Below are 20,705 nucleotides of genomic sequence, written 5' to 3'. Positions count from 1 at the left end.
GCTCTTACATGCCCGCCGGCAGGTCCGAATTCTCGAGGGCGCTTCGGACGTCCTCGGGGGCGGCCTCCATTCGGTCGACGGGCTCGAGGATGTTGCTCTCCCACTCGTCGGAGTAGCTGACCTCCCCCCAAATCGAGGCGACCGACGCCTGATTGTTCTCGGTGAACTCGTACTCACCGACCGCACCGGTGTGTTGCATGCCGGAGAACTGCTCGACGAGGTCGTCGGCGCTCGTACCGCCGGCCTCCTCGATCGCGCGCTTGTAGAGGTACACCGCCCGGTAGGCACCCTCGGCGTTGTACGTCGGCAACGTGTCGTACTCTTCGACGTAGGTCTCGCGGAACGTGGTGTTCTCCTCGGTGTCGGGCACGAACGGATCGTACCGGGTCGAGGCCCACTCCCCTTCGGGGAGCGGACTGCCGTCGGACGGGAGGTCCGTCCCCATCCCGACGCTGAACAGCGTGTGATCGATCTGATCGAACCATCCGGCGTCCTCGGCCTGCCCGATGAACGTCGTCAGGTCCGACCCCCACAGCGGCGTGATCACCGCGTCCGGGTCCGCGTCGAGGATGGAACTGATAAACGCCGAGTAGTCGTTCGTCGCGAGCTCCGGGAACTCCTCGGCCGTGAACTCGGCGTCGACGCCGAGCCCCTCGGCGAACGCCTGGAAGTAGTCCCACGTCTCGTACCCGAACGCGTAGTCGGGCCCGATCGTTGCCCACTCGGTGGCGTCGAGTTCCGAGGCGACCTGTGCGGCCCCGTACATGTCGTGGGCGACGGTGTTAGAACAGCGGAAGAGGTAGTCGTTCCCGACGGACTCCTCGTGTTCGCCCTCCGGCGACGTGACGAATGGAGTCGCCGCGTGCGTGATCATCATCGGTATCTGGTACTGGGAGACCGGCGTCGCGAGGTTCTTCGCGACCCCGCTGCTGTCGAGTCCGACCAGCCCGTCGACGTTGTCCTCTTCGATGAGGCTCGTCATCTGTTGGTTCGCCGTGTTGGAGTCGGCCTCCGTGTCGCGGAGGATGACCTCGACGTCGTCGCCGTCGATGCCGCCGTCATCGTTGATCTCCTCTACCGCGAGGTCGTAGCCTCGCTCGGCCTCCTCGCCGTACAGCGACGCGAAACCGGACAGGATGTTCAGCGCGCCCAGCGTGACGCCGCTCCCGCCCCCGCCGCCGAGACAACCGGCGACCGACGCGAGACCCGCGCCGACCGTCGCCGTCTTCAGGAACGTTCGTCGATCGTACCCCGTGAGACTGCGTTGTTGGATGTTACCTCGCGTCCCTTGTGTAGTGTTATTGTCTACCACTGGCAACCACGTCCACAAGTGCGAAATAAGAATATATAAACATGATGTATGTATTCAGATAAAAACTGGTATGAGTTACTCGAATTCGGTCGGAATATCCCGTTCCCCTCCGCCCATTGTAGCCAGTAGTGATTGCTAATCCGACACTCCCATTTCGATTTTATGTAGCCGGCCACGAGCAGTGGCTGGCCGTTCGAGTCTATCCGGTGTTCAGTTACTGTAACCGAGACGCCATGTTACACAAAACTTGCTGGAAATGATACGAAATCGACGGATTTGGGTTATCAGAAGTGGTAATGGGCGGATGAATTTTTTGAGGGGTGAGCGTTCGTGTAGACGCAATGGCTATTGACGAGGCCGACCAATCGGATGCCGGGGACTTTTCTGAGGGGGAGGCATCCGACTCTGCGTCGGAAGACGAGCGGTCTCATGGGGCTGACCCGATATCGAACTCGGCCGTCAGCGTCGGCGAGTACACGTGGGAAGAGTTCATGGACGAGTACGGGTACGGTGACGAGGTTTCCGACCTGTATCCGGACGACGCCGAACGAAGCGAGACGGACGACCAACTCGGACTCGATACCGACGAGAACGTCGGCTCGAGGGTCCCGAGCGGGGACGACTGGAATCAGGTCGAGTTCGATCCGGAATCGTATCTCGGACACCATCCGGACGATCTCGCGGACCGCGTCCTGCCCACCGCCGGCGACGACGCCGCCACGCTCTGGGATATCTTCTGTGAGTACGTCGATCCGGAGACGACGCCGGTCGTCAAGGACACCTGGACCTGGGAACACTACAAGTGGGAGTACTACTACGACGAGGACGGCAGTCGCCCGCGCGACGGTGACGGCGAGATCGTCCGTCACGACGAGGAGGAAGCGTTGGGTTTCGATCCGGACACGTTAGAGGCGCGTCTCGCGGCCGGTAACGACGCCGCGCTGGAACTCGACGATATCGTCGAGGAACGGACGGTCAACGTCCAAGAGGACATCGAGGAAGACGAGTTCTTCTCGACGGCCGCGGGCAACACCACCGTCTCCAATCGCTACGACCTCGAGAAGGCCGTTCCCTTCGAGAAGAAGACTCACTTCCGGGAAGTCGAGCGCTACTGGGTGAACAAACCCTACGCCTACGTCGTCATCTTCCACTCGGAAAAGGAAAACGAGAAGAAGTACTACATGATCGAGCCCTACCGGAACGAGATCGAGATCGAACTCCAAGAGTTCCTCTCGGGCAAACTCCGGAAGGCGATCAAGTACTCCGAGGACGGCATCAAGGAGCAGTCGAGCGAGGACGGCCGCCGGACGGTCATCGAGGACGAGACTCGGCGGCTCCTGAAGCGGTACGACCTCTTCGAGGCGACCTCCGGCGAGACCGCCGAGGGAATCCTCGAGACGCTTCGTGGACTTCTCGACGACGACGAAACAGAGGCCGAGAACGCCGGTCCGAGTCAACTCGAGGGAATCGAAGTACGTCCCGAGCCGGCGATCCTCGCCGACGACCCGGACACGCTGAGCGAGTATCAGGTCGAGAAGTTGCTCTACCTGCTCAAACGGGACTTCATCGGCTACGAGCGCATCGACGGGATCAAACACGACATCAACGTCGAGGACATCTCCGTCGACGGCTACAACTCGCCGGTGTTCGTCTACCACTCCGAGTACGAGCAGATCATCTCGAACATCTACCACGGCGAGGACGAACTCGACGACTTCGTCGTCAAACTCGCCCAGCGATCGGGCAAGGGGATCAGCAAGCGGCTTCCACAGGTCGACGCGACCCTGCCCGACGGCTCGCGCGCCCAGCTCACGCTCGGCGAGGAAGTGTCCGACCACGGGACCAACTACACGATCCGGCAGTTCAAGGACGTCCCCTTTACCCCGATCGACCTCATCAACTGGAACACCTTCTCGCTCGACGAGATGGCTTTCCTCTGGCTCGCCATCGAGAACCACAAGAGCCTGATCTTCGCCGGTGGTACCGCATCCGGGAAGACGACCTCGCTGAACGCCGTCTCGCTGTTTATCCCCTCGAGTGCGAAGATCGTCTCCATCGAGGACACCCGTGAGGTCGAACTCCCCCAGCGAAACTGGATCGCCAGCGTCACCCGACCGTCGTTCTCGGACGACGAGCAGGGCGATGTCGACGAGTTCGACCTGCTCGAGGCCGCGCTCCGCCAGCGACCCGACTACATCGTGATGGGCGAGATCCGTGGCGAGGAGGGACGGACGCTCTTCCAGGTCATGTCGACCGGTCACACCACCTACACCACCTTCCACGCCGACTCCGTCGACGAGGTCCTCAAGCGGTTCACGACGGACCCGATCAACGTCTCGAAGACGATGTTCACGGCGCTGGATCTGGTCTCGATCCAGACCCAGACGCGGGTTCAAGGGCGGAAGGTCCGCCGGAACAAGTCCCTGACCGAGATCAACCACTACGAGGCCGAACACGACGAGATCAACGTTCAGGACGTCTACCAGTGGCAGGCCGAAACCGACGAGTACCTCAAAATGGGGGACTCGAACACCTTAGAAGAGATCCAATTCGACCGCGGGTGGAGCAACGAAAAGCTCGAGGAGGAACTGTTCAAGCGGGAGATCATCCTTGCCTACCTCATCAAGAACGAACTGAACACGTACGCGCAGGTCGCCGCGACGGTCCAAGCGTTCATCAACGACCCCGATACGATCCTCACGCTCATCGCGAACGGCCAACTCGAGGACAGCCTCGAGGACCTCCGCGAGATGGAGAGCGTGCTGATCGACGTCGATCCGGAGAAAGAGGAACTCGTGCCCCGGCCCGAGTCGACCAGCGAGACGTACAACCTCTCGATGGACATCCTAGAGCGGGCCGAGGAATCGGTCTTCGAGGAGTTCCGCGGCGAGGTGCCAAGCGGTCTCGCGAGCGCGCTCGGCGAGGTCGAGACGGAGAGTACGATCGACGTCGACTCCGCCGACAGCGAGGAGTTCGAGTTCGGCGGCGATGTCGATGACACCGTCGACGAGAGCGCGTGGGAGTTGGGCGACAGTTCGACCGAGTTCGCGATCGAGGGCGACGACGGCGGGGACGAGCCGGCGTGGCTGAGCGAAGACACCGGATTCGATGTCGAAGCTAGTGACGGCGCAACCGCAGACGCGCCTGCCGGCGCTGAGAGCGCCGCGTCCGCCGACGAGACGGCCACCGCCGACGCCGGTTCCGAAACGGCGTCGAACACAGCCGCCGAGACGGCGACCGCCGGCGATACGAGCAGTCCCGGTGGTTCGACCGCCTCGAGTAGCGAAACGGGAGACGACTCGGCCACAGGCGCTGAAACAGCAGCCGCGGATACGGGGGCGGAGCTACCGGCCCGTCTGGAGACGGAATCCGAACCGAGTCGATCGACCGCGGCGGGTTCGACGGCAGAACCGGCCGATACCGGCGCGGACGGAACTATGGGCTCGAGTTCGGATGGGTCGGACGGATCGGACGGGTCGGATGATTCGACGGTTCTCCCGCACGAAGATGCCGAAGACGGGGATCTCGGCGGGTTGTTCGATGACATGGGCGGGACGATCGACGAAATCGACGACCCCGACTCGGAAGGGGCAGCCGCGACCGGCGATTCGACGGCATCCCCTCGACCGGACACCTCCGGATTCGACTCGATGTTCCCGGAAGACAATCTCGATTCGATCTTCGATCCGGAATCGGCAGACGAGACGTCTGCGGACGATTTCAGCGAGCAGTTCGAGTCCGCCGACTCGGCCTCGGAGATGACCGCTGAGTTCGATGCGCCGTCGACGGACACACCGAGCGACTCGACGACGGAACCGACTGCCGAGAGCGCATCCGACACCGAGTCGAAGCCGTCCACCGACGACGCAGCGACTCCCGACAATGCGAACGCAACGGCCTCGAGTGACGAGCCGGAGCCACCGACGATCGATATCGACGACAGTACTGCGGACCCGCCGGACGGTTCAGCCGACGATAGCGAACCGATAGCCGGAACGGAACCGGAATCGGGTTCGGACAATGCAGCCGATAACGAGCCGGCTGCGGGAACGACCCCCGCTTCTCGAGACCGGCCGAGCGCCGGACGCGAGCCGAACGCCGGCGACGAACCGCCGGTCGAGGACCCGTCACCGAGCGACGAGTCGACGGCCGAGGCTCCACGCTCGCAGGACGGAGCTGACGACGGCGACTCGATATTCGGCGGCGGATCGGAGTCCATCTTCACCGACGACGACGCCGACGACGCCGACGATGACGGCTCGCTGTTCGACGGCGGCGACTCGAGCGACGACGAGTCGATTTTCAAAGGCGGCGACGAGGAGTCGACGGAGAACAACGGCGGTATCTTCGGCGCTGAGGATAGCGACGAGGACAGCGACTCATGAGCCTGCAGACCGACGACAGTGGCGGCTCGGGCATGTCGGCCAGTTCCGACGCGCTCGGCGATCGGTTCTACCCCCTCTACGATCGACTGTTCGGCGAGGACAGCGAGTTCGTCGGCGACGTCGAGACGAAACTGGCCCAGGCCCGGATGACGGATACGGTCGAACTCTACCTCTCACGGGCGCTCGGGATCGGCTTTATCAGCGGGCTCAGTCTCTGGCTGATCGGCCTACTGCTCGGCTACGGCATCTTCGCCATCGGCCTCCTCTCGAACGAGGCGCTCATCGGCATCCCGGTCGGCCACGGGCTCCTCCTCGACATCATCGAGATGCTTCGCGTCCCGGCCGTCGTCTTCGTTACCGGGCTGGTATTCGGGTCGATCGGCTTCGCGATCGGGTTCGGATCGATGGTCGCGATCCCCTACTCGCGCGCCTCGACCCGCAAGCGCGAGATCAACATGCTCCTGACCGACTCGGTCTCGTTCATGTACGCCCTGTCGGTCGGGGGGTTGAACCAACTCGAGATCATCGAGGCGATGGCTGAGGCCGACGACACCTACGGCGAGGTCGCAAACGAGTTCCAGAGCATCGTCAAGGAGACCGAATACTTCGACATCGACTATCGAACTGCGATCCGAAAGCAGGCGCTGGAAACGCCGAGCGACGACCTCTCGCAGTTCCTGACCGACATGCTCTCGATCGTCAACAGCGGTGGCGACATGGAGAGCTTCCTGCAGGACAAGAAAGAAAAGCACATGCGAACCGCAAAGCAGGAACAGGAACTCACCCTCGAGACGCTCGAGTTGTTCGGCGAGATGTACATGACGCTGTCCCTGTTCCCGCTGCTTCTGATCATCATCATGGTCGTCATGAAGATGATTCCGGACGCGACCGTGACGGACAACATGCTCTACATGGTCGTCTACGGACTCATTCCGATGATCGGCGTCGCTTTCATCGTGCTCGTCTCGACGGTCAAACACGACGAGCCCGGTGACGGCTTCCTCTCGATGGGAGACACCGATCAGCGGACCGAAACGGGGCAGGACGACGGGCTGTTGAGCCTCGGACTCGTCGAGCAGTTCACCGGCGAGCACAGCGTCTTCGACCGGATCAAGAACCGCGAGGGGACCTACGAGACGATGGAAGTCCTGCGCAAGCCCCATCTCTTCTTCCGCGACAATCCGTTGATCACCCTCGCGCTAACTGTCCCCCTGACACTGGTCATCGTCGTCACGGCCGTAGTCAACGGCGCAGCGCCGCTTTCGTGGGCGGAACTCCTCGACAAACCGATCTGGGGGACGTTCCTCTACATCTACCTGCCGCTGTATATCACCGCGATCCCCCTCGCGATCTTCCGGGAATGGAACGTTCGTCACCGGAATTCCGTCGTCAACAAACTCTCCGAGGACCTCCGCAAACTCTCGAGTTCGAACGACACCGGACTGACACTACTCGAGTCGCTCAAGGCCGTCTCCGATACCACGAACGGCAAACTGGCCCGCGAGTTCGAGATGATGCACACGAAGGTCAACTACGGAATGAGCCTCAAGGAGGCGCTCATCGAGTTCAACAACAAGTACCACATTCCGCGACTCGCACGGACGACGCGTCTGATTACCGAAGCACAGGAGGCGTCGAACCAGATCTCGGACGTGCTCCGGACGGCTGCAACCGCGAGCGAGAACCACGACGACATCGAACGCGAGCGAAAATCCCGAACGCGGATGCAGATCGTGATCATCATCATGACGTTCATGACGGTGCTCGCGGTGATCGCGATCCTCAAAACGCAGTTCATCGACACGATGGCCGGGCTCAACGCCGGAGGTGAGACCGGCGGCTCCAGTGCCAGTGCCGGTGGCGGGGGCGCGACGAGCGGGGCGAACCTCAGCGAGAACATCGACGTCGACATGCTCTCGGTGTTGTTCTTCCACGCGGTGACCTTACAGGCGATCATCTCGGGGTTCATTTGTGGCTACATCCGGGACGCCGACCTGCTGAGCGGGTTGAAATACGCGGTCGGACTGTCGTCGATCGCACTCATCGGCTGGATGCTGGTGGCCTAATATGAGTCGCAAACGAACACGCAGGGGAGGAAAATCCCGGCGGCCGCGGACGATCTCGATCTCGCTGGACCGACGGGGCCAGACCACGCAGGACTTCGCCGTCGGAATCGGCGTCTTCCTCCTGGCGATCGCCTTCGTCTTCTCGTTTCTCCCGACGGTCGTGACGCCATTCGACTCGTCGATCAGTGGCGCGGAGACGGCACAAGCCGACCGGATTGCGGACCGAATCGTCCACAACACGTCGACTGGATCGGGGAACGAAATCGATCCGACGGCATTCAACACGACGTATGCAAACGGGGATTTGACCGAGAATCTCAGCCTTCGCTCGAGCAATGGACATCAAATCGATAACGTGAATATCAGTATCGAGACGTTCGGTGACAGTGCCACGATCGATGAGCAGGCAAACCGGACGTCCGGTGACGTGTACGACGAGCAGGCGGCAGCCAGTTCGGCACGTATCGTCACGATCAAAGACGGGTCCGGGAACTGCGACCCCGCCTGTCGACTCGTCGTGAGGGTGTGGTAATATGCGTGGAACCGACGACCGAACCGATACGGACCGCGGACAGGCCTACACCCTCGAGGGATTCATCAGCGCGCTGATCGTGTTGATGGCCGTCCTGTTCGCGCTGCAGTCGGCCGTGATCACGCCGACGACGGGTGGATTATCCGACCGGACGGTCCAGGCCCAGATTCAACAGGAGGCACAGGACGCGCTGATCGTCTCGAATCAGGACGGGAACCTCTCCGAGGTGACCCGAAACTGGGACCGAGAGGGCGGCTTCGAGAACGCGGAGCAGCCGCCGGCACCCGAGGAAGAGAATCAGACCTACTCGGTGAACCAGTTCGCGAACGAATCTACGCTGGGACACGTCCTCAAAGAACGGTTCAGTGAAAACGGCTGGAGTTACAACGTCGAACTGCACCCGGAAGAGGGCGGGAAGCGAACGTTCGTCTATCAGGGCAGTCCCCCCTCGAGTGCGTTGACCGCGAGTTACACCGTCACGCTATACGACAACCAGACGGTAACCTCCGACTCGAACACCGACGAACTCCGGGACGCTGCCGAGGACGTAGACAATTACGAGATGATCCCACGGAAATATGCAGATGACGATGAAACGCCGCTCTACAACGTCGTAGAGGTGCGGGTGATACTATGGTAACCCGACGGCGCGAGCGCGCACAGGTGATCCTCATCGGCGCGGTTTCGCTCGCGTTCATCATTCTAGGCATCGTCGTCGTCTTCAACGGCGTTCTCTATACGGAGACGCTATCCTCCGGCGGGACGAGTCAGAGTGCGAGTGACGCCGACGTGATCGAACACGAGATTAACCAGAGCATCGGGTGTCTGCTCGTAGAGGTGGAAGACCAATCGGGTGCGAGTGACAACAGTACGTTAGAGGATCAGGCAGTAGCCAACATCTCGGCGTTCAATACGGCCTATCAGAACACGACGGCTCACTCGACACCGGCGGCCGTGAATATCAGGGACGTCGAAGCGACCGCTAATAGCGATCCAACCTTGGAAAACGTCAATGTAACCGTCGTGTACGACTCGAATTCGCTCAGCCACAGACGAGATCTAACCATCCAACCGAGGTGTCCCTGACATGCCCACGATCGGCCAGCACAACGAGCGCGACCGCGCCGTGTCGATCACGCTCACACACGTCCTCACGATCGGTATCACGACGGTCCTCATCGCCATGCTGTTGACGGCGTCCGGAACCATGCTCGAGTCAGAGACCGAACGCAGCGCCGACGCCTCGCTCGAGACGATCGGCGAACGGATCGCCAACGAAATCGGCAACGTCGATCAGATCGCGAATGGAACCGACGACAGCGTGACTCTGACGACCGAGCATCCGCGGACGGTCGCGAGTTCTCGGTACACTATCGAATTACGAACCGACTGTGACGAGCCGCTGCTCGACGAAGTAGACTGTGTGACACTGACCGCGGAGGACACCGATGCCGTCGCTCACGTGCCGATCAAGACTGACGAAACTATCAGCGAGACGTCGGCGACCGGCGGCACGATCGAAATCGTCTACGAAAGCGATGAGATATCGATCAGGAGTCGATCCCGATGAGACGAACACAACCGATGACGTCCGCGTCAGAACAGCGCGGCGATAGGGCAGTATCCGACGTGCTCGCATTTATTCTCGTGTTCGCGATCATCCTCAGTTCCGTCACGTTGCTGTCGATGACCGGACTCCAGGCGATGCGAGACTATCAGGAGGCCGAACAGCTGCAAAACGCCGAACGGGCGATGGAGACGCTCGCCGTAAACTTCAACGACGTTATCCGATACGATGGAATCGAGCAACGCTACGGCGAACTCGCGTTGCGAGAGGGGACGGTCAGGACCGGCGATAGCGGAACGTCGTTGACGATCTCGATCGATGGGGATCCGATAGACGATGCTCGGTTCGACGGGTACGGAGACGGGGCCGGGGCCACCGTTGACCTCGGCGAATTCACGTACACGTCCGAGGGAGATCGAATCGCCTACGAGGGCGGCGGCCTCGTCCGGAGCGACGAGTCGGAGTCCTGGAGTCTCGTCAGCAAACGACCGCAGTTGCGATGCGGTGACGAAACGGCGGTTATCTCGCTCGTCAGGGTCTCGGCGGATGACCGATCGATACAGAGCAGTGACGGGCTCGGGTTCACGATGTCCGTCGAAGATCGTAGTAGTAAGGTCTACAATGAGACGAGCGACGTGGATATCTCCGTCGAAGAAAGCGATTACGATGACGCGTGGAGTTCGACGCTCGACAGTGGAAACTGGGATGCGGGAACGTGCGACGTCGGCGATGCCGGTGATCCCGGTCGCGTCGTCGTGACGCTGGTCGATGTCGACATCAAGTACTGATCGGATCGGCCGACTCCCGATTACGCGTCCTCCCAGTCGCCGGTCAACATCGCCCGCAATCCTGCTCGAGCGGCCAGCGCCTCGACTCGAGTAGCCCGGTCGTCGACATTACCCGCAGTCGCGAGATAGAGGCCGTTCGAGAGCTGTGTCGACGCGGCCATCGGCGAGCCGTCGGCGTGAGTGGGCTCGGCGTTCAGGACCGTGTCGTCGGCGTCGTCGGGACTCCACGGAACCTCGACCCCGGAGAGGCCGCGTTCGAAGAGGTATTCGGCGGTTTCCACGAGCGCTCCCTCAGCTGTCGAGTGGCCGATCGCACCGATCGAGCCGCGCTCGTTGAAGAACCGAACGACGTATTCGCCGTCCGTCCTCGCCGTGGCGCTTCCGTCACCACCGTCATCCTCGGCGTCCGTCTCGGTGTCGGTAGCCGATCGCGTCTGTCCGTCGTCTCGAGCGGCGGACGCTGATTCATCGTTCGGTTCGGACCCGGTCGTATCGTCCGTGTCCGGTTCGGCAGCGGCATCCGTACTCGAGCCCGCAACGTGTTCCGGATCCACCGTCGCGTCCGTACCGGCCTCGGAACTGCCGTCGCTATCGGGCTCGGACCCGTTCGTTCCGGACCGTGGGGCGGGCTCGCTGCCGGCAGTCGTCGGCGTTCCGTCGTCGGTGATCGCCGACTCGCTGAACCGAATCGAGACATCCGACGCGGTGTTCCCGCCGTTCGGATCGTCCTCGGCGAACGCGACGACGAGCCGGTCGAGGAACCGGTCGGCCGCGGATTCGAACTCGTCGGCGTAGACGTCGCCCTGAACGGTGGCCGCCGCGAGCCGATCGACGATCGAGTCGACGAGTTGCGGTCGCTCGACGGCGAGCTGTCTGGCGACGTGGGTTCTGGCGTGTTGCTCGAGCCGACGGTCGAGGGTCTCCCTCGAGTAGTTGTCGAGGGCCGATTCGCTATCGGCGAGTTCGGAGAGCCTGAGCGCGCGGTACTCGACGTCGGTCGTGCCCGCGAGCAGGAGGTACTCGCGGCCGTTCGTGTAGATCGCGCGGTCGACGCCCGTCCAGGCCATCGCTTTCCGGAGCGCGTTCGCTCGGGATTCGTCGAGCGAGTCGTCGTAGGTTTCGACGGCGACGAACAGCGCCGGAACCGAATCGATCGACGGCACGTACTCGAGCCGAGTACCATCGACGGAGCGGTCCGTGACGCACGAGTCGGCACGGCAGTCCCAACCGAGCGTCTCGAGGAAGGGTTCGACGAGCAAGGTCCGGGTCTCCCGGCGGGAGGTCGGCGGCGCGGCGTCGACCAGTGCCCCGACGCGGGCGACGAACGATCGGAGGTCGGGCGAAGGCATCCGTCGGGAGTATACGGCGGACCGTCATGTAACGAGTGGTTGTCTTCCAGTCTGCGAACAGGACCGCGTGGTCGATCGGGAACTGGGGCCCACCCAAGGCGTCCCGCCGTCGGTTACCGCTCTCGCTGGTAGATCCGCAAGCGGGCCTCGCGGACGGCGAAGGACGACTGGAGGTTCGGCGGAATCGTCTCGGCCTTGCCGATGACGAGGTAGCCGTCCGTTCGAAGCGATCGGGCGATCGTCTCGAGCATCGGCCGTTTGTACGCGTTGTCGATGTAGATGAATAGGTTGCGACAGATGACGAGGTCGAATCCCGACTTCGGTTCGTCGTTGATCAGGTCGTGGCGCCGAAATCGGACGTTTCGTCGCACGTCGTCACCGATCCGATAGGTCCGGCCGTCGACGTCGACGTACTGCCGGTAGTCGTCGAGAAAGGAGAGCTGCTCGTCCAGATCGATCGTTCTCGATTCCTCGTAAACCCCCGCTTGAGCCGTCTCGAGTGCGGGCGTGCTGATGTCGGTTCCGAGGACGTAGACGCTGGATTCGTCGATCTCCGGATCGTCGCGAGCGAGCATCGCGAGCGAGTACGGCTCCCGGCCGTCGGCACACGCGGCGCTCCAGATCCGGACGGTGGCACTGTTTTTGGACAGTTTGCGGAGGATGGTTCGAATCCCCGACCAGACATCGGGGTTCCGAAAGAAGCCGGTGACGTTGATGCTCAACGCCTCGAGTAGCGCCTCCTGCTCGGCCGGATCGGCTCGTAGTTTCTCGAAGTACGCGTCGTAGGTGTCACGCTGCGTGCGGCGCATTCGCGAGGAGACGCGTCGGTCGAGATAGCTGTCGTTGTAGTGGCTCGTCGCGAACGCCAGTTCGTCCTCGACGAACGCGAGAAGGTCGGCGAAGACGTCGTCATCGCCGCCGGGCGCATCGCTCCCGCTGTTGGTGGTGTGGTCGTCGGGATCGATTCCGGTGTCACCAGCACCGTCGCCGATCACAATTCCGTCACTCCGTTGTCCCCGTCGGACGTCTTCACGGTGAGTATTCCCGTGCCCGGCGTGAACTCGACGGTCCGGCCGTATTCGCCGCCGACGTCTTCCGCCTCGAGGGGCACGCCGAGCTTCTCGAGTTCCGCCTTCGCGGCGACGATGTTGCGCTGCCCGACGCCGTCGCCGAAGCTCTCGAACTCGAACATATCGCTACCGCCGGCCATCTTCGCTTCGACGGCGGTGTAGTTGGCTCCCCGCTCGACCATTCGGCGGAGGAGCGCTCGGATCGCCGTATCGGCGTACTTGCCGGGTTTGCGATCGCTGTTGTCCGCGTCGTCGCCGTCGGGCAACATGACGTGTGCTAACCCGCCGATTCCGGTGTTCGGATCGTACAGCGCGATGGCGAGACACGAGCCGAGCCCGTATGATTTGAGCGTGTCGTCGCCGTCACTGACGACCAGTTCCGAGATGCCGACCTGGACCGGCGTCGGTGCGCCCGGTTCGGTGCCGTAGGTTTTCATGCGTTATCGACTTCCTGGAACTCCGCCGTCGTCGGGGCCTCCTCGATCCGATCGACATCTAAGTTGTTCAGCGCCCGCTCGAGGTCCGATTCGTCGGGGATCGCGTACACTTCGCAGTCGAACTCGCGACCGTCGGCCATGACGACCGTGTCGAAGACGAACGCGAAGTCCTGGTTTTCCCCGAGTTGGATGATCACCGGATCGACGGCCGCAGCGCCGATATCGTGGATGAACTCCGGCGTCGAGTGATCGATCGTCGTATCGAGGACGTTCGCCCAGCCGTCGAGGAAGCCGCTGGCCATGATGTTACCCAGCTCTTTGATCGCGCTGGTTCCCATCTCCCCGAAGCCGTCCTCGTCGACCTCCATCGGTACCATCGCGTCGACGATTTCGTGAGCGGACTCCTCGTCGAATAAGAAGAGGAGATAGCCGCTCGGCATCCCGTCGAACTCGAAGGCGACGCCGACGAGTTTCTCGTCGGCGACCTGTTCGGGAATCGCCTCGAGCGAGACGAAGTTCAGCCGGCGGATATCGATGCTGGTATCGATGCCGGTCAGCGTCGTCGCCGTCTTGGCGACCTCTTCGGCACCGCGTTCGGCCATTCGGTCGAAGCCGTCGAGTTTGTCGTACTCGATGCCCCCGCTCGTGCGCAGGCGCTCCAAGAGCTTCGACATCGACTCGCGTTTCGGGAAGAGGTAGTGGCTGAAGCCCACCTCGGTGCCGACGGTTTCGATCCGGCTCTGGAAGAGCAAGGCAAGGTCGTCGTCGGCCGGTGCCTCGTCGATATCGCCGAAAAAGGGCTCGGCGGTCTGGCCCTCGACGAACTCGGGCGTCGAGACGTCGATGACGGTCTCTAAGACGTCGGCCCAGCCGTCGATGAAGCCGCTGTTCATGATGTGACCGACTTCCGTCGCGGCGCTCTCGGTCATCTCGTCGAACGCGTCGACCTCGCCGAGATCGGCGTCGACCCCCGAGTCCGGGTCCGCTTCGGCGAGTAAGGTTTCGACGATCCGGAGCGCGTTCTCGCGGTCGAAAACGACGACCGAGTAGCCTTCGATCCCGCCGGTCAACTTGACGCGAACGCCGACTTTCTCCGTCGAATCCTCGAAGTCGCGCTGGATCTCCTGTCCCCGCATGAAGTTGAGTTTCGTCACGCCGACCTGCGTCTCGACGCCCAGCATGTGGGTGAGTCGGCCCGCCGCTAGTCCGGCGCCCTCTCGAGCCATTCGGTAGAACGTGCCGAGTGCGTTGACGTCGAGTTTCATGCGGGTTGGACTTCGATGCCGTTGACCATTTCCACGAACTCTTCCAAGTCGGGGAATGCGTAGATTTCGGCTTCGATCTGGTAGCTGGGGACGGACAGGTCCGAGTCGAAGAACAGCGCGAGGTCGTCGCCGCCGAGGCTGGCCGTCCGGGTGACGATGTCCTCCGTCGGCGCGTAGACGAGCTGCGGTGCGGCGATATCGATCGCGCGCCCGAGCACGTCGGCCCAGCCGTCGATGAAGCCGCTGGCCATCATGTTACCCATCTCCTCGACGGCACTGCGGGCCATCTTCCCGGAGACATCGCCCATGTCGTCGACGACGTCGCGCAGCATGATCGCGGTGATCTTCTTCGCGCTCGCCTCGGGGAAGAGGATGAGGATGTGTCCGTGGGGCGGGTCGAGCAGCCGGACGCGGACGCCGACCCGCTTCCCGCCGTCGAGTTGGGACTCGATGTCCTCGACGTCGATGAAGTTGGTCTTCGTCACCTCCATCTGGGCGTCCTCGCCGGTCAGTTTGCTCATGTTGTCGGCGACGCCGTTCGTCCCGACCTTCGCCATTTCGTTTATGAAGCTCAGCTTTCGAATATCGACCATCATCGTCATAGGTTTCTCCGTCGGTGTCGGTGTTCGTGTTCGTTCATAGTGTCGTCACATCCAGTATGTTGACTACTTCCCCTCGTCCCCGCACCGTCGCACCGCTGATCCCCGGAATGCCGCTCATAACGCCCTCGAAGGGCTTGACGACGACTTCCTGCTGTCCGTGGACGTGATCGCAGTGCAGCGCCACTTCCCGGACCTCGTCGCGAATGCGGACGACCATGCCGTCGCCGTTCGCACCGGTCGCCGGCGTCTCGAGGACGTCGGCCAGCGAAATAACGGGATAGTCGCCGTCCTCGCCGGGGAGGAGGGAGTCGCCATCGGTCGTCTCGATCGCGGTCGCCGTCTCGATGTCCTGGACGGCCTTGGTCGGGACGCCGAACTCCTCGCCGCCGCTCTCGACGAACAGGATCTCGTCGATCGCGACCGTCACCGGGAGCGTCATCGTGACGGTCGTTCCGTCACCCTCGTCGCTGTCGATCGAGACCGTGCCGTCGAAGTCCTCGATCGTCCGCTTGACGACGTCCATCCCGACGCCGCGGCCGCTGACGTCGGTCACCTCGTCGGCCGTCGAGAGACCGGGATGGAAGATCAGATCGTAGGCGTCCTCGTCGGGGAGCGACTCCGCGTCCGATTCGTCGAGGATACCGGCCTCGACGGCTTCGGAACGGAGCCGATCGGGGTCGAGCCCGCTCCCGTCGTCCTCGACGGTGATGGTGACGCGGTCGCGCGAGCGGTCGGCGTGGACCTCGACGGCCCCTTCGCGGGGTTTACCGACCTCCTCGCGCTGTTCGGGGGCCTCGATCCCGTGGTCGACCGCGTTGCGTACCAGATGGATCAGCGGGTCGCCGATCCGGTCGAGAATACTCCGGTCGAGTTCGACGTCCTCGCCGGTCATCTCGAAGGCGACCTCCTTGTCCTGATCGCGGGCGATGTCGCGGACGACCCGCGGGAGGCGGTTCGTCACCGACTGGAGCGGCACCAGCCGGATGTCCATCACCGTCTCCTGAAGATCCGTCGTCAGGTCCGACAGCGCGTCGAGTTCCGTCTCGAGCGCCGAGCCGCCGTCGTTCGAATCGGCCGCGTGCCGGAGTCGAACGCGACTCGTCACCAGCCCCTCGACGAGAGTCAGCAGCGAGTCGATCTGCTCGACGTCGACTCGGACCGACTGAATCTCGTCGGTCTCGTCGTCGGCGTCCGGCCGATCGCTCGTCTCGGGCAGGGAGATATCCGGAATCTCCATCTCCGGCTCGTCGACGATCCGCACCACGTCATCGTCGTCGCCGTCGTCGTCCGAGGCGGTCGAATCGTCGCCGAAGGAGGCGGCCGAGGGCAGACTCGAGTCGTCGGCGTCGGATGCCGATGCCGGCGAATCGAAGCCGGCGTCGTCGGTCTCGAAGTCGCCGGTTCCGGCGAACGCCTCGTCGGATTGCTCGTCGAACTCGGCCTCGAAGTCGTCGTCCGAATCCGTCTCGGACTCGGCCGGGTCAGCCGAGAGGTCGTCGAACGAGTCGTCATCGACCCCGAACTCCTCGTCGCCGAACGGGTCCGTCTCGTCGCTCGCGGCCTCGAAGTCGTCGTCGAAGGCTGCCGTCGGCTCGAAGTCGTCCGCAGCGGACTCACCGAACGAGTCGGTCGTCGGCTCGTCGTCCGCGGCTGTCGCAGTGGCGTCCGATTCCGCGGCTACCGCGGTGTCGTCCGATTCCGCAACGGCCGCAGTCTCGTCGGTCTCGAGGTCGGCCTCGGCGGTGGCGTCCGCAGCCTCGGCGCTGGCCGCGGCCGTTTCGGGCACAGCCTCGTCGACCGAATCGGTGTCGGTGTCGTCGCCATCATCGCTGACAGAGCCGGTATCGGCCGACTCGGCGGCACCAGTAGAGCGTTCGTCTGACGGCTCCTCGTTGGTGACCGTGTCGCCTCCGTCCTCGCCGTCGATTTCGGCTGCCACGCCATCGTCGCCGGCGGTCTCGTCGCTCGAGACGGCGGGTTCTGAACCGACCGATTGGATGTCGGAATCAACCGGCTGGGTGTCGGTAGCAGCCGGTTGGTCGTCGGTTTCGGCCGGCGATGGCGCCTCGAGTGCGTCGTCTCCGGCGGCGACAGCATCGGAATCCGTCGCCGTCACATCATCGTCTGTGGTTTCCGACACGTCGTCCTCGTCGAATGCGAGGTCGTCGACGGCATCGTCGAGGTCGTCCTCGGTGGACTGAGCCGCTTCGGCAGCATCGCTCTCAGCGGTCGTCTCGTCGTCGACGGCGATCGCTTCGTCGACGGCATCCTCGGACGGTTCCGCGTCGACCAGCACGTCGTCGATCGCATCCTCGGACGGGGCCGTTCCCTCGTCCGACTCCGCGTCGACCAAGATGTCGTCGACCGCGCTCTCGGACGGCTCGGTGTCGTCGAGGAACGAATCGTCGTCGGCGTCGTCGCCGAGGAGTTCGTCCATGTCGACTTCCTCCTCGTCGTCGAACTCGTCGAACTCGAGTTCCTCGAGTTCGTCCTGTAACTCGTCGAAACCGACCATCTCGACCTCGTCTTTGAGTTCGTCGAAGACCGCACCGGCGTCGTCGACTTCGTCGTCCGCGTCGGCGTCCGATGCCGTGTCGGCTCCGGACTGACCGTCGGCGGCCGCCGAGTCGGCGGCCGTCTCGTCTTCCTCGAGGGCGTCGGCCGGCGGTTCGCCGGGTTCGGCCTCGAGTTCGGCGACGTCGTCCTCGTCGAGCAGGTCGTCGAACGAGCCGGCTTCGCCCATGTCCTCGAAGGCATCGAGGTCCTCGTCCTCGACGTCTTCGACCATCTCGTCTAAGTTGTCGAACTCGTTGAACTCGTCGAGCAAGTCGTCGACCTCGAGGTCTTGGGCTTCGTCCGACGAGATGTCGTCACCGGGTTCCGCGGCGGCGGGCTGCTCTGCATCGGCGGCCTCGTCAGTCTCGAATCGATCGCTGACATCGACGATTTCGAAGTCGTCGACCTCCTCGACCGGCTCGAGACCGGAGGAGATCGCGGCTTCGCCGACCGCGGTCCCGAAGACCGCGTCGAAGGCGGTGCCGTAGTCCGCGGCCTCGATCGCCTCGCGGGGCGGCTCGGTGCCGATCAGATCGAACGCGTCGATCAGGGCGTCGACGACCAGTTCGCCGTTGTTGACCCCCTCGCGCTGTGCGATCGCGAGCCGCGCGAGATAGACGTTGTGAGCGTCGTCGGCCGGTGGTTCGAACCGGGCACAGACATCGTCGATCTCGCTCGTCGTGGGCGTTCCGATGCGACCCTCCGTGCCGTCCGCGAGGTGGTCGCGAAGCGCCTCGATGGTGGCCGACGGATCGGTCTCGATCTCGCCGGACTCGGCGACCTCGTCGACCATCGTCTCGAGTTCGTCGACGGCGTCGAAGATGACGTCCATCAGCTCCGCCGTCACTTCGGTCTCGTTGGCGCGGACGGCATCGAGCAGATCCTCGATCGCGTGGGCGAGGTCGCTGGCCGACTCCAGCCCCATCGCCCCGCAGTTACCCTTGAGGGTGTGTGCGATCCGGAAGATGTTCTCCATCGCCTCCTCGTCGTCGGGATCGCGCTCGAGCGTGAGTAAGGCGTTGTTCAGTTCCGTAATCCGTTCTTCGCTCTCCTGAACGAAGTCTGTCAGATAATCACTCATCGTTCTCACCGTCCGTCGTGAACGCGTCGACGATCGCGCCGACGATGCCGTCGGCGGGCGCGACCGTGTCGACACAGCCGGTTTCGATCGCCTGACAGGGGATACCAAAGACCGGACTCGTCGCCTCGTCCTGTGCGATCGTGTGGCCGCCGGCGGCCTTGATCGCCTCGATCCCGGCCGCACCGTCGCGGCCCATCCCGGTCAGGACGACGCCACAGAGCCCGTCGGAGACCCGTTCGGCGGCGCTTTCCATCGTCACGTCGATCGCCGGCCGCACGCCGTGGACTCGGTCGCCGTCGTCGAGTCGCAGACGGAGGGCGTCGCCGACGTTGCTGGCCACCTCGAGGTGGGCGTTCCCGGGCGCGATCGCCGCCTCGCCGGGTCGGATTCGATCGCGGTCCGCGGCCTCGCTGACGTCGTACGCGCTGTGTGAGTCGAGGCGTTCCGCGAACCGTTCCGTAAAGCCCGGCGGCATGTGCTGGACGACCAGTACCTTCGCCTCGAGGTCGGCCGGGAGCCGCTCGAACAGACGTTCGACGATCTTCGGCCCGCCGGTCGACGCGCCAATGACGACCGTCGGCGCGTCCGCGCGCTCGCCCTCGACGGCGACGGGGGCCGTCTCCTCGTCGGATTCGGAGCCGGTTCCGATCCCGGGCGACGCGTTCGGCGCGGCCGTCCCGCGATCGGGAGAGAGTCGGGCGTCGGAGCCGCCGCCCGCGACGGCGTTTCCGGTCGCGGTTTCGCGCGCCGGGCTGCCGGCGCGTCCCGTGCGTCCCGTTCGGGTCGCGTGGGCGGTCGCGGCGGCCCGTGCGAGCGCGACCGACGACACGTCGGCCTCGGCGAGTTCGTCGACTTTCGCGACGACGTCGTCCGTGAGGTGAGCGATGTTCCGCGAGTCCGAGCCGTCGGGCTTGTGGAGGAAGTCCACGGCTCCGCGTTCCAGGGCGTCGAGCGTGGCCTCCGCGCCGCGTTCGGTGTGAACGCTGAGCATGAGAATCGCGGTCGGATTCGACGTCATGATCCGCTCGACGGCGTCGATACCACCCATCTCGGGCATCTCGACGTCCATCGTCACGACGGCCGGATCGAACGCGGCCACCGCCTCGACCGCCTGCGACCCGTTCGCTGCCGTTTCGACGTCGTAGTCCGCCGCCTCGAGCGCGTTGCCGATGACTGTCCGCATAAACTTCGAGTCGTCGACAACGAGTACTCGCGTCATGCAGCGACGACGTCCGAAAGGGCCTTTCTGACGCTGGGTTCCTCGAACGGTTTCGTGACGTATCCGTCCGCGCCAGCCTTCACGGCGAGTTTCATTTTCTCACGCTGTCCGACGCTCGTACACATGATGACGCGGGCGTCCGGGTCGATCTTCTTGATCGCCGCGGTCGCTTTAATGCCGTTACACTTCGGCATCACGATGTCCATCATGACGATGTCGGGATCGTGTTCTTTGTACAATTTAACGGCTTCAGCGCCGTTGGACGCCTCTCCGAGAATGCGGTAATCCTGTTCCAAGATCTGGCGCAGTAGATTCCGCATAAAATGAGAGTCGTCTACGATGAGCACCCCTGTCGACATTCAGTTAGTACACCAAATCCCCGTAGAGATACAACTACCATAAATGCTGTCTCCCGATTATCAGACGTGATAAGGTCGAATACGCCCCGGAGACACCACTCAGGACACTAGATCGGA

16 protein-coding genes are annotated in these 20,705 nt (G+C 63.3%); 7 read left to right on the top strand and 9 right to left on the bottom strand.

The features are described 5' to 3' along the window. Window positions 1–4: 4 nt before the first annotated feature. Entirely contained in the window at window positions 5–1,273 is a 1,269-nt protein-coding gene (locus ACT4ML_RS09075; protein ID WP_444720616.1) for an ABC transporter substrate-binding protein, read from the bottom strand. A 380-nt stretch (window positions 1,274–1,653) separates the two neighbouring features. Between ACT4ML_RS09075 and ACT4ML_RS09070 the strand changes: the two genes are divergently transcribed. From ACT4ML_RS09070 to ACT4ML_RS09040, 7 genes are read left to right on the top strand one after another with little or no spacing between them, the layout of a single operon-like run. Further along, window positions 1,654–5,697 carry an ATPase, T2SS/T4P/T4SS family gene (locus tag ACT4ML_RS09070; protein ID WP_444720558.1) on the top strand — a complete coding sequence of 1,348 codons (4,044 nt, stop codon included), beginning with the start codon at window positions 1,654–1,656 and terminating at the stop codon, window positions 5,695–5,697. After that, complete coding sequence (locus ACT4ML_RS09065) at window positions 5,694–7,763, top strand: type II secretion system F family protein (RefSeq protein WP_444720557.1); 2,070 nt, start codon at window positions 5,694–5,696, stop codon at window positions 7,761–7,763. The genes ACT4ML_RS09070 and ACT4ML_RS09065 overlap by 4 nt, the downstream gene beginning before the upstream one ends. 1 nt (window position 7,764) lies before the next feature. Then, on the top strand, window positions 7,765–8,295 hold the full coding sequence (locus tag ACT4ML_RS09060) for a DUF7287 family protein (RefSeq protein ID WP_444720556.1): 531 nt from the start codon (window positions 7,765–7,767) through the stop codon (window positions 8,293–8,295). Between the two features lies 1 nt (window position 8,296). Continuing rightward, a complete protein-coding gene (locus tag ACT4ML_RS09055) occupies window positions 8,297–8,935 on the top strand; it encodes a DUF7288 family protein (protein ID WP_444720555.1) in 639 nt (212 codons plus the stop codon). Further along, window positions 8,929–9,381, top strand: a complete 453-nt coding sequence (locus ACT4ML_RS09050; RefSeq protein WP_444720554.1) for a hypothetical protein — start codon at window positions 8,929–8,931, stop codon at window positions 9,379–9,381. The genes ACT4ML_RS09055 and ACT4ML_RS09050 overlap by 7 nt, the downstream gene beginning before the upstream one ends. Window position 9,382: 1 nt before the next feature. Beyond that, window positions 9,383–9,865: a DUF7266 family protein gene (locus ACT4ML_RS09045; protein ID WP_444720553.1), complete on the top strand. Its 483-nt coding sequence runs from the start codon at window positions 9,383–9,385 to the stop codon at window positions 9,863–9,865. 14 nt (window positions 9,866–9,879) lie between these two features. Next, entirely contained in the window at window positions 9,880–10,650 is a 771-nt protein-coding gene (locus ACT4ML_RS09040) for a DUF7289 family protein (protein WP_444720552.1), read from the top strand. 20 nt (window positions 10,651–10,670) lie between these two features. On the opposite strand, the gene ACT4ML_RS09035 is transcribed toward ACT4ML_RS09040, so the two are convergent. From ACT4ML_RS09035 to cheY, 8 genes are all read right to left on the bottom strand, one after another. Beyond that, window positions 10,671–11,999: a hypothetical protein gene (locus ACT4ML_RS09035; RefSeq protein WP_444720551.1), complete on the bottom strand. Its 1,329-nt coding sequence runs from the start codon at window positions 11,997–11,999 to the stop codon at window positions 10,671–10,673. A 113-nt stretch (window positions 12,000–12,112) separates the two neighbouring features. Further along, entirely contained in the window at window positions 12,113–12,994 is an 882-nt protein-coding gene (locus ACT4ML_RS09030; RefSeq protein WP_444720550.1) for a CheR family methyltransferase, read from the bottom strand. After that, entirely contained in the window at window positions 12,991–13,506 is a 516-nt protein-coding gene (locus ACT4ML_RS09025; protein WP_138245562.1) for a chemotaxis protein CheD, read from the bottom strand. The genes ACT4ML_RS09030 and ACT4ML_RS09025 overlap by 4 nt, the downstream gene beginning before the upstream one ends. Then, window positions 13,503–14,771 (bottom strand): chemotaxis protein CheC, encoded by a 1,269-nt coding sequence (locus ACT4ML_RS09020; protein ID WP_444720549.1) that lies wholly within the window; start codon window positions 14,769–14,771, stop codon window positions 13,503–13,505. Before ACT4ML_RS09020 ends, ACT4ML_RS09025 begins: the two co-directional genes overlap by 4 nt. Beyond that, window positions 14,768–15,373, bottom strand: a complete 606-nt coding sequence (locus tag ACT4ML_RS09015) for a chemotaxis protein CheC (protein WP_444720548.1) — start codon at window positions 15,371–15,373, stop codon at window positions 14,768–14,770. Before ACT4ML_RS09015 ends, ACT4ML_RS09020 begins: the two co-directional genes overlap by 4 nt. Window positions 15,374–15,407: 34 nt before the next feature. After that, the gene (locus ACT4ML_RS09010; protein WP_444720547.1) at window positions 15,408–19,010 is read right to left on the bottom strand and encodes an Hpt domain-containing protein; all 3,603 of its coding nucleotides are present in this window, start codon (window positions 19,008–19,010) and stop codon (window positions 15,408–15,410) included. Beyond that, window positions 19,003–20,229: a chemotaxis-specific protein-glutamate methyltransferase CheB gene (gene cheB, locus ACT4ML_RS09005; RefSeq protein WP_444720546.1), complete on the bottom strand. Its 1,227-nt coding sequence runs from the start codon at window positions 20,227–20,229 to the stop codon at window positions 19,003–19,005. Before cheB ends, ACT4ML_RS09010 begins: the two co-directional genes overlap by 8 nt. Continuing rightward, window positions 20,226–20,588: a chemotaxis protein CheY gene (gene cheY, locus ACT4ML_RS09000; protein WP_006181855.1), complete on the bottom strand. Its 363-nt coding sequence runs from the start codon at window positions 20,586–20,588 to the stop codon at window positions 20,226–20,228. Before cheY ends, cheB begins: the two co-directional genes overlap by 4 nt. Between the last annotated feature and the right edge of the window lie 117 nt (window positions 20,589–20,705).

Source organism: Natrinema sp. LN54 (assembly GCF_052439245.1).
In the GTDB taxonomy this organism is placed as follows: domain Archaea; phylum Halobacteriota; class Halobacteria; order Halobacteriales; family Natrialbaceae; genus Natrinema; species Natrinema versiforme_A.
Note: the sequence above shows the minus strand (reverse complement) of the source record. Positions and strands in the feature narration are given on the sequence as shown.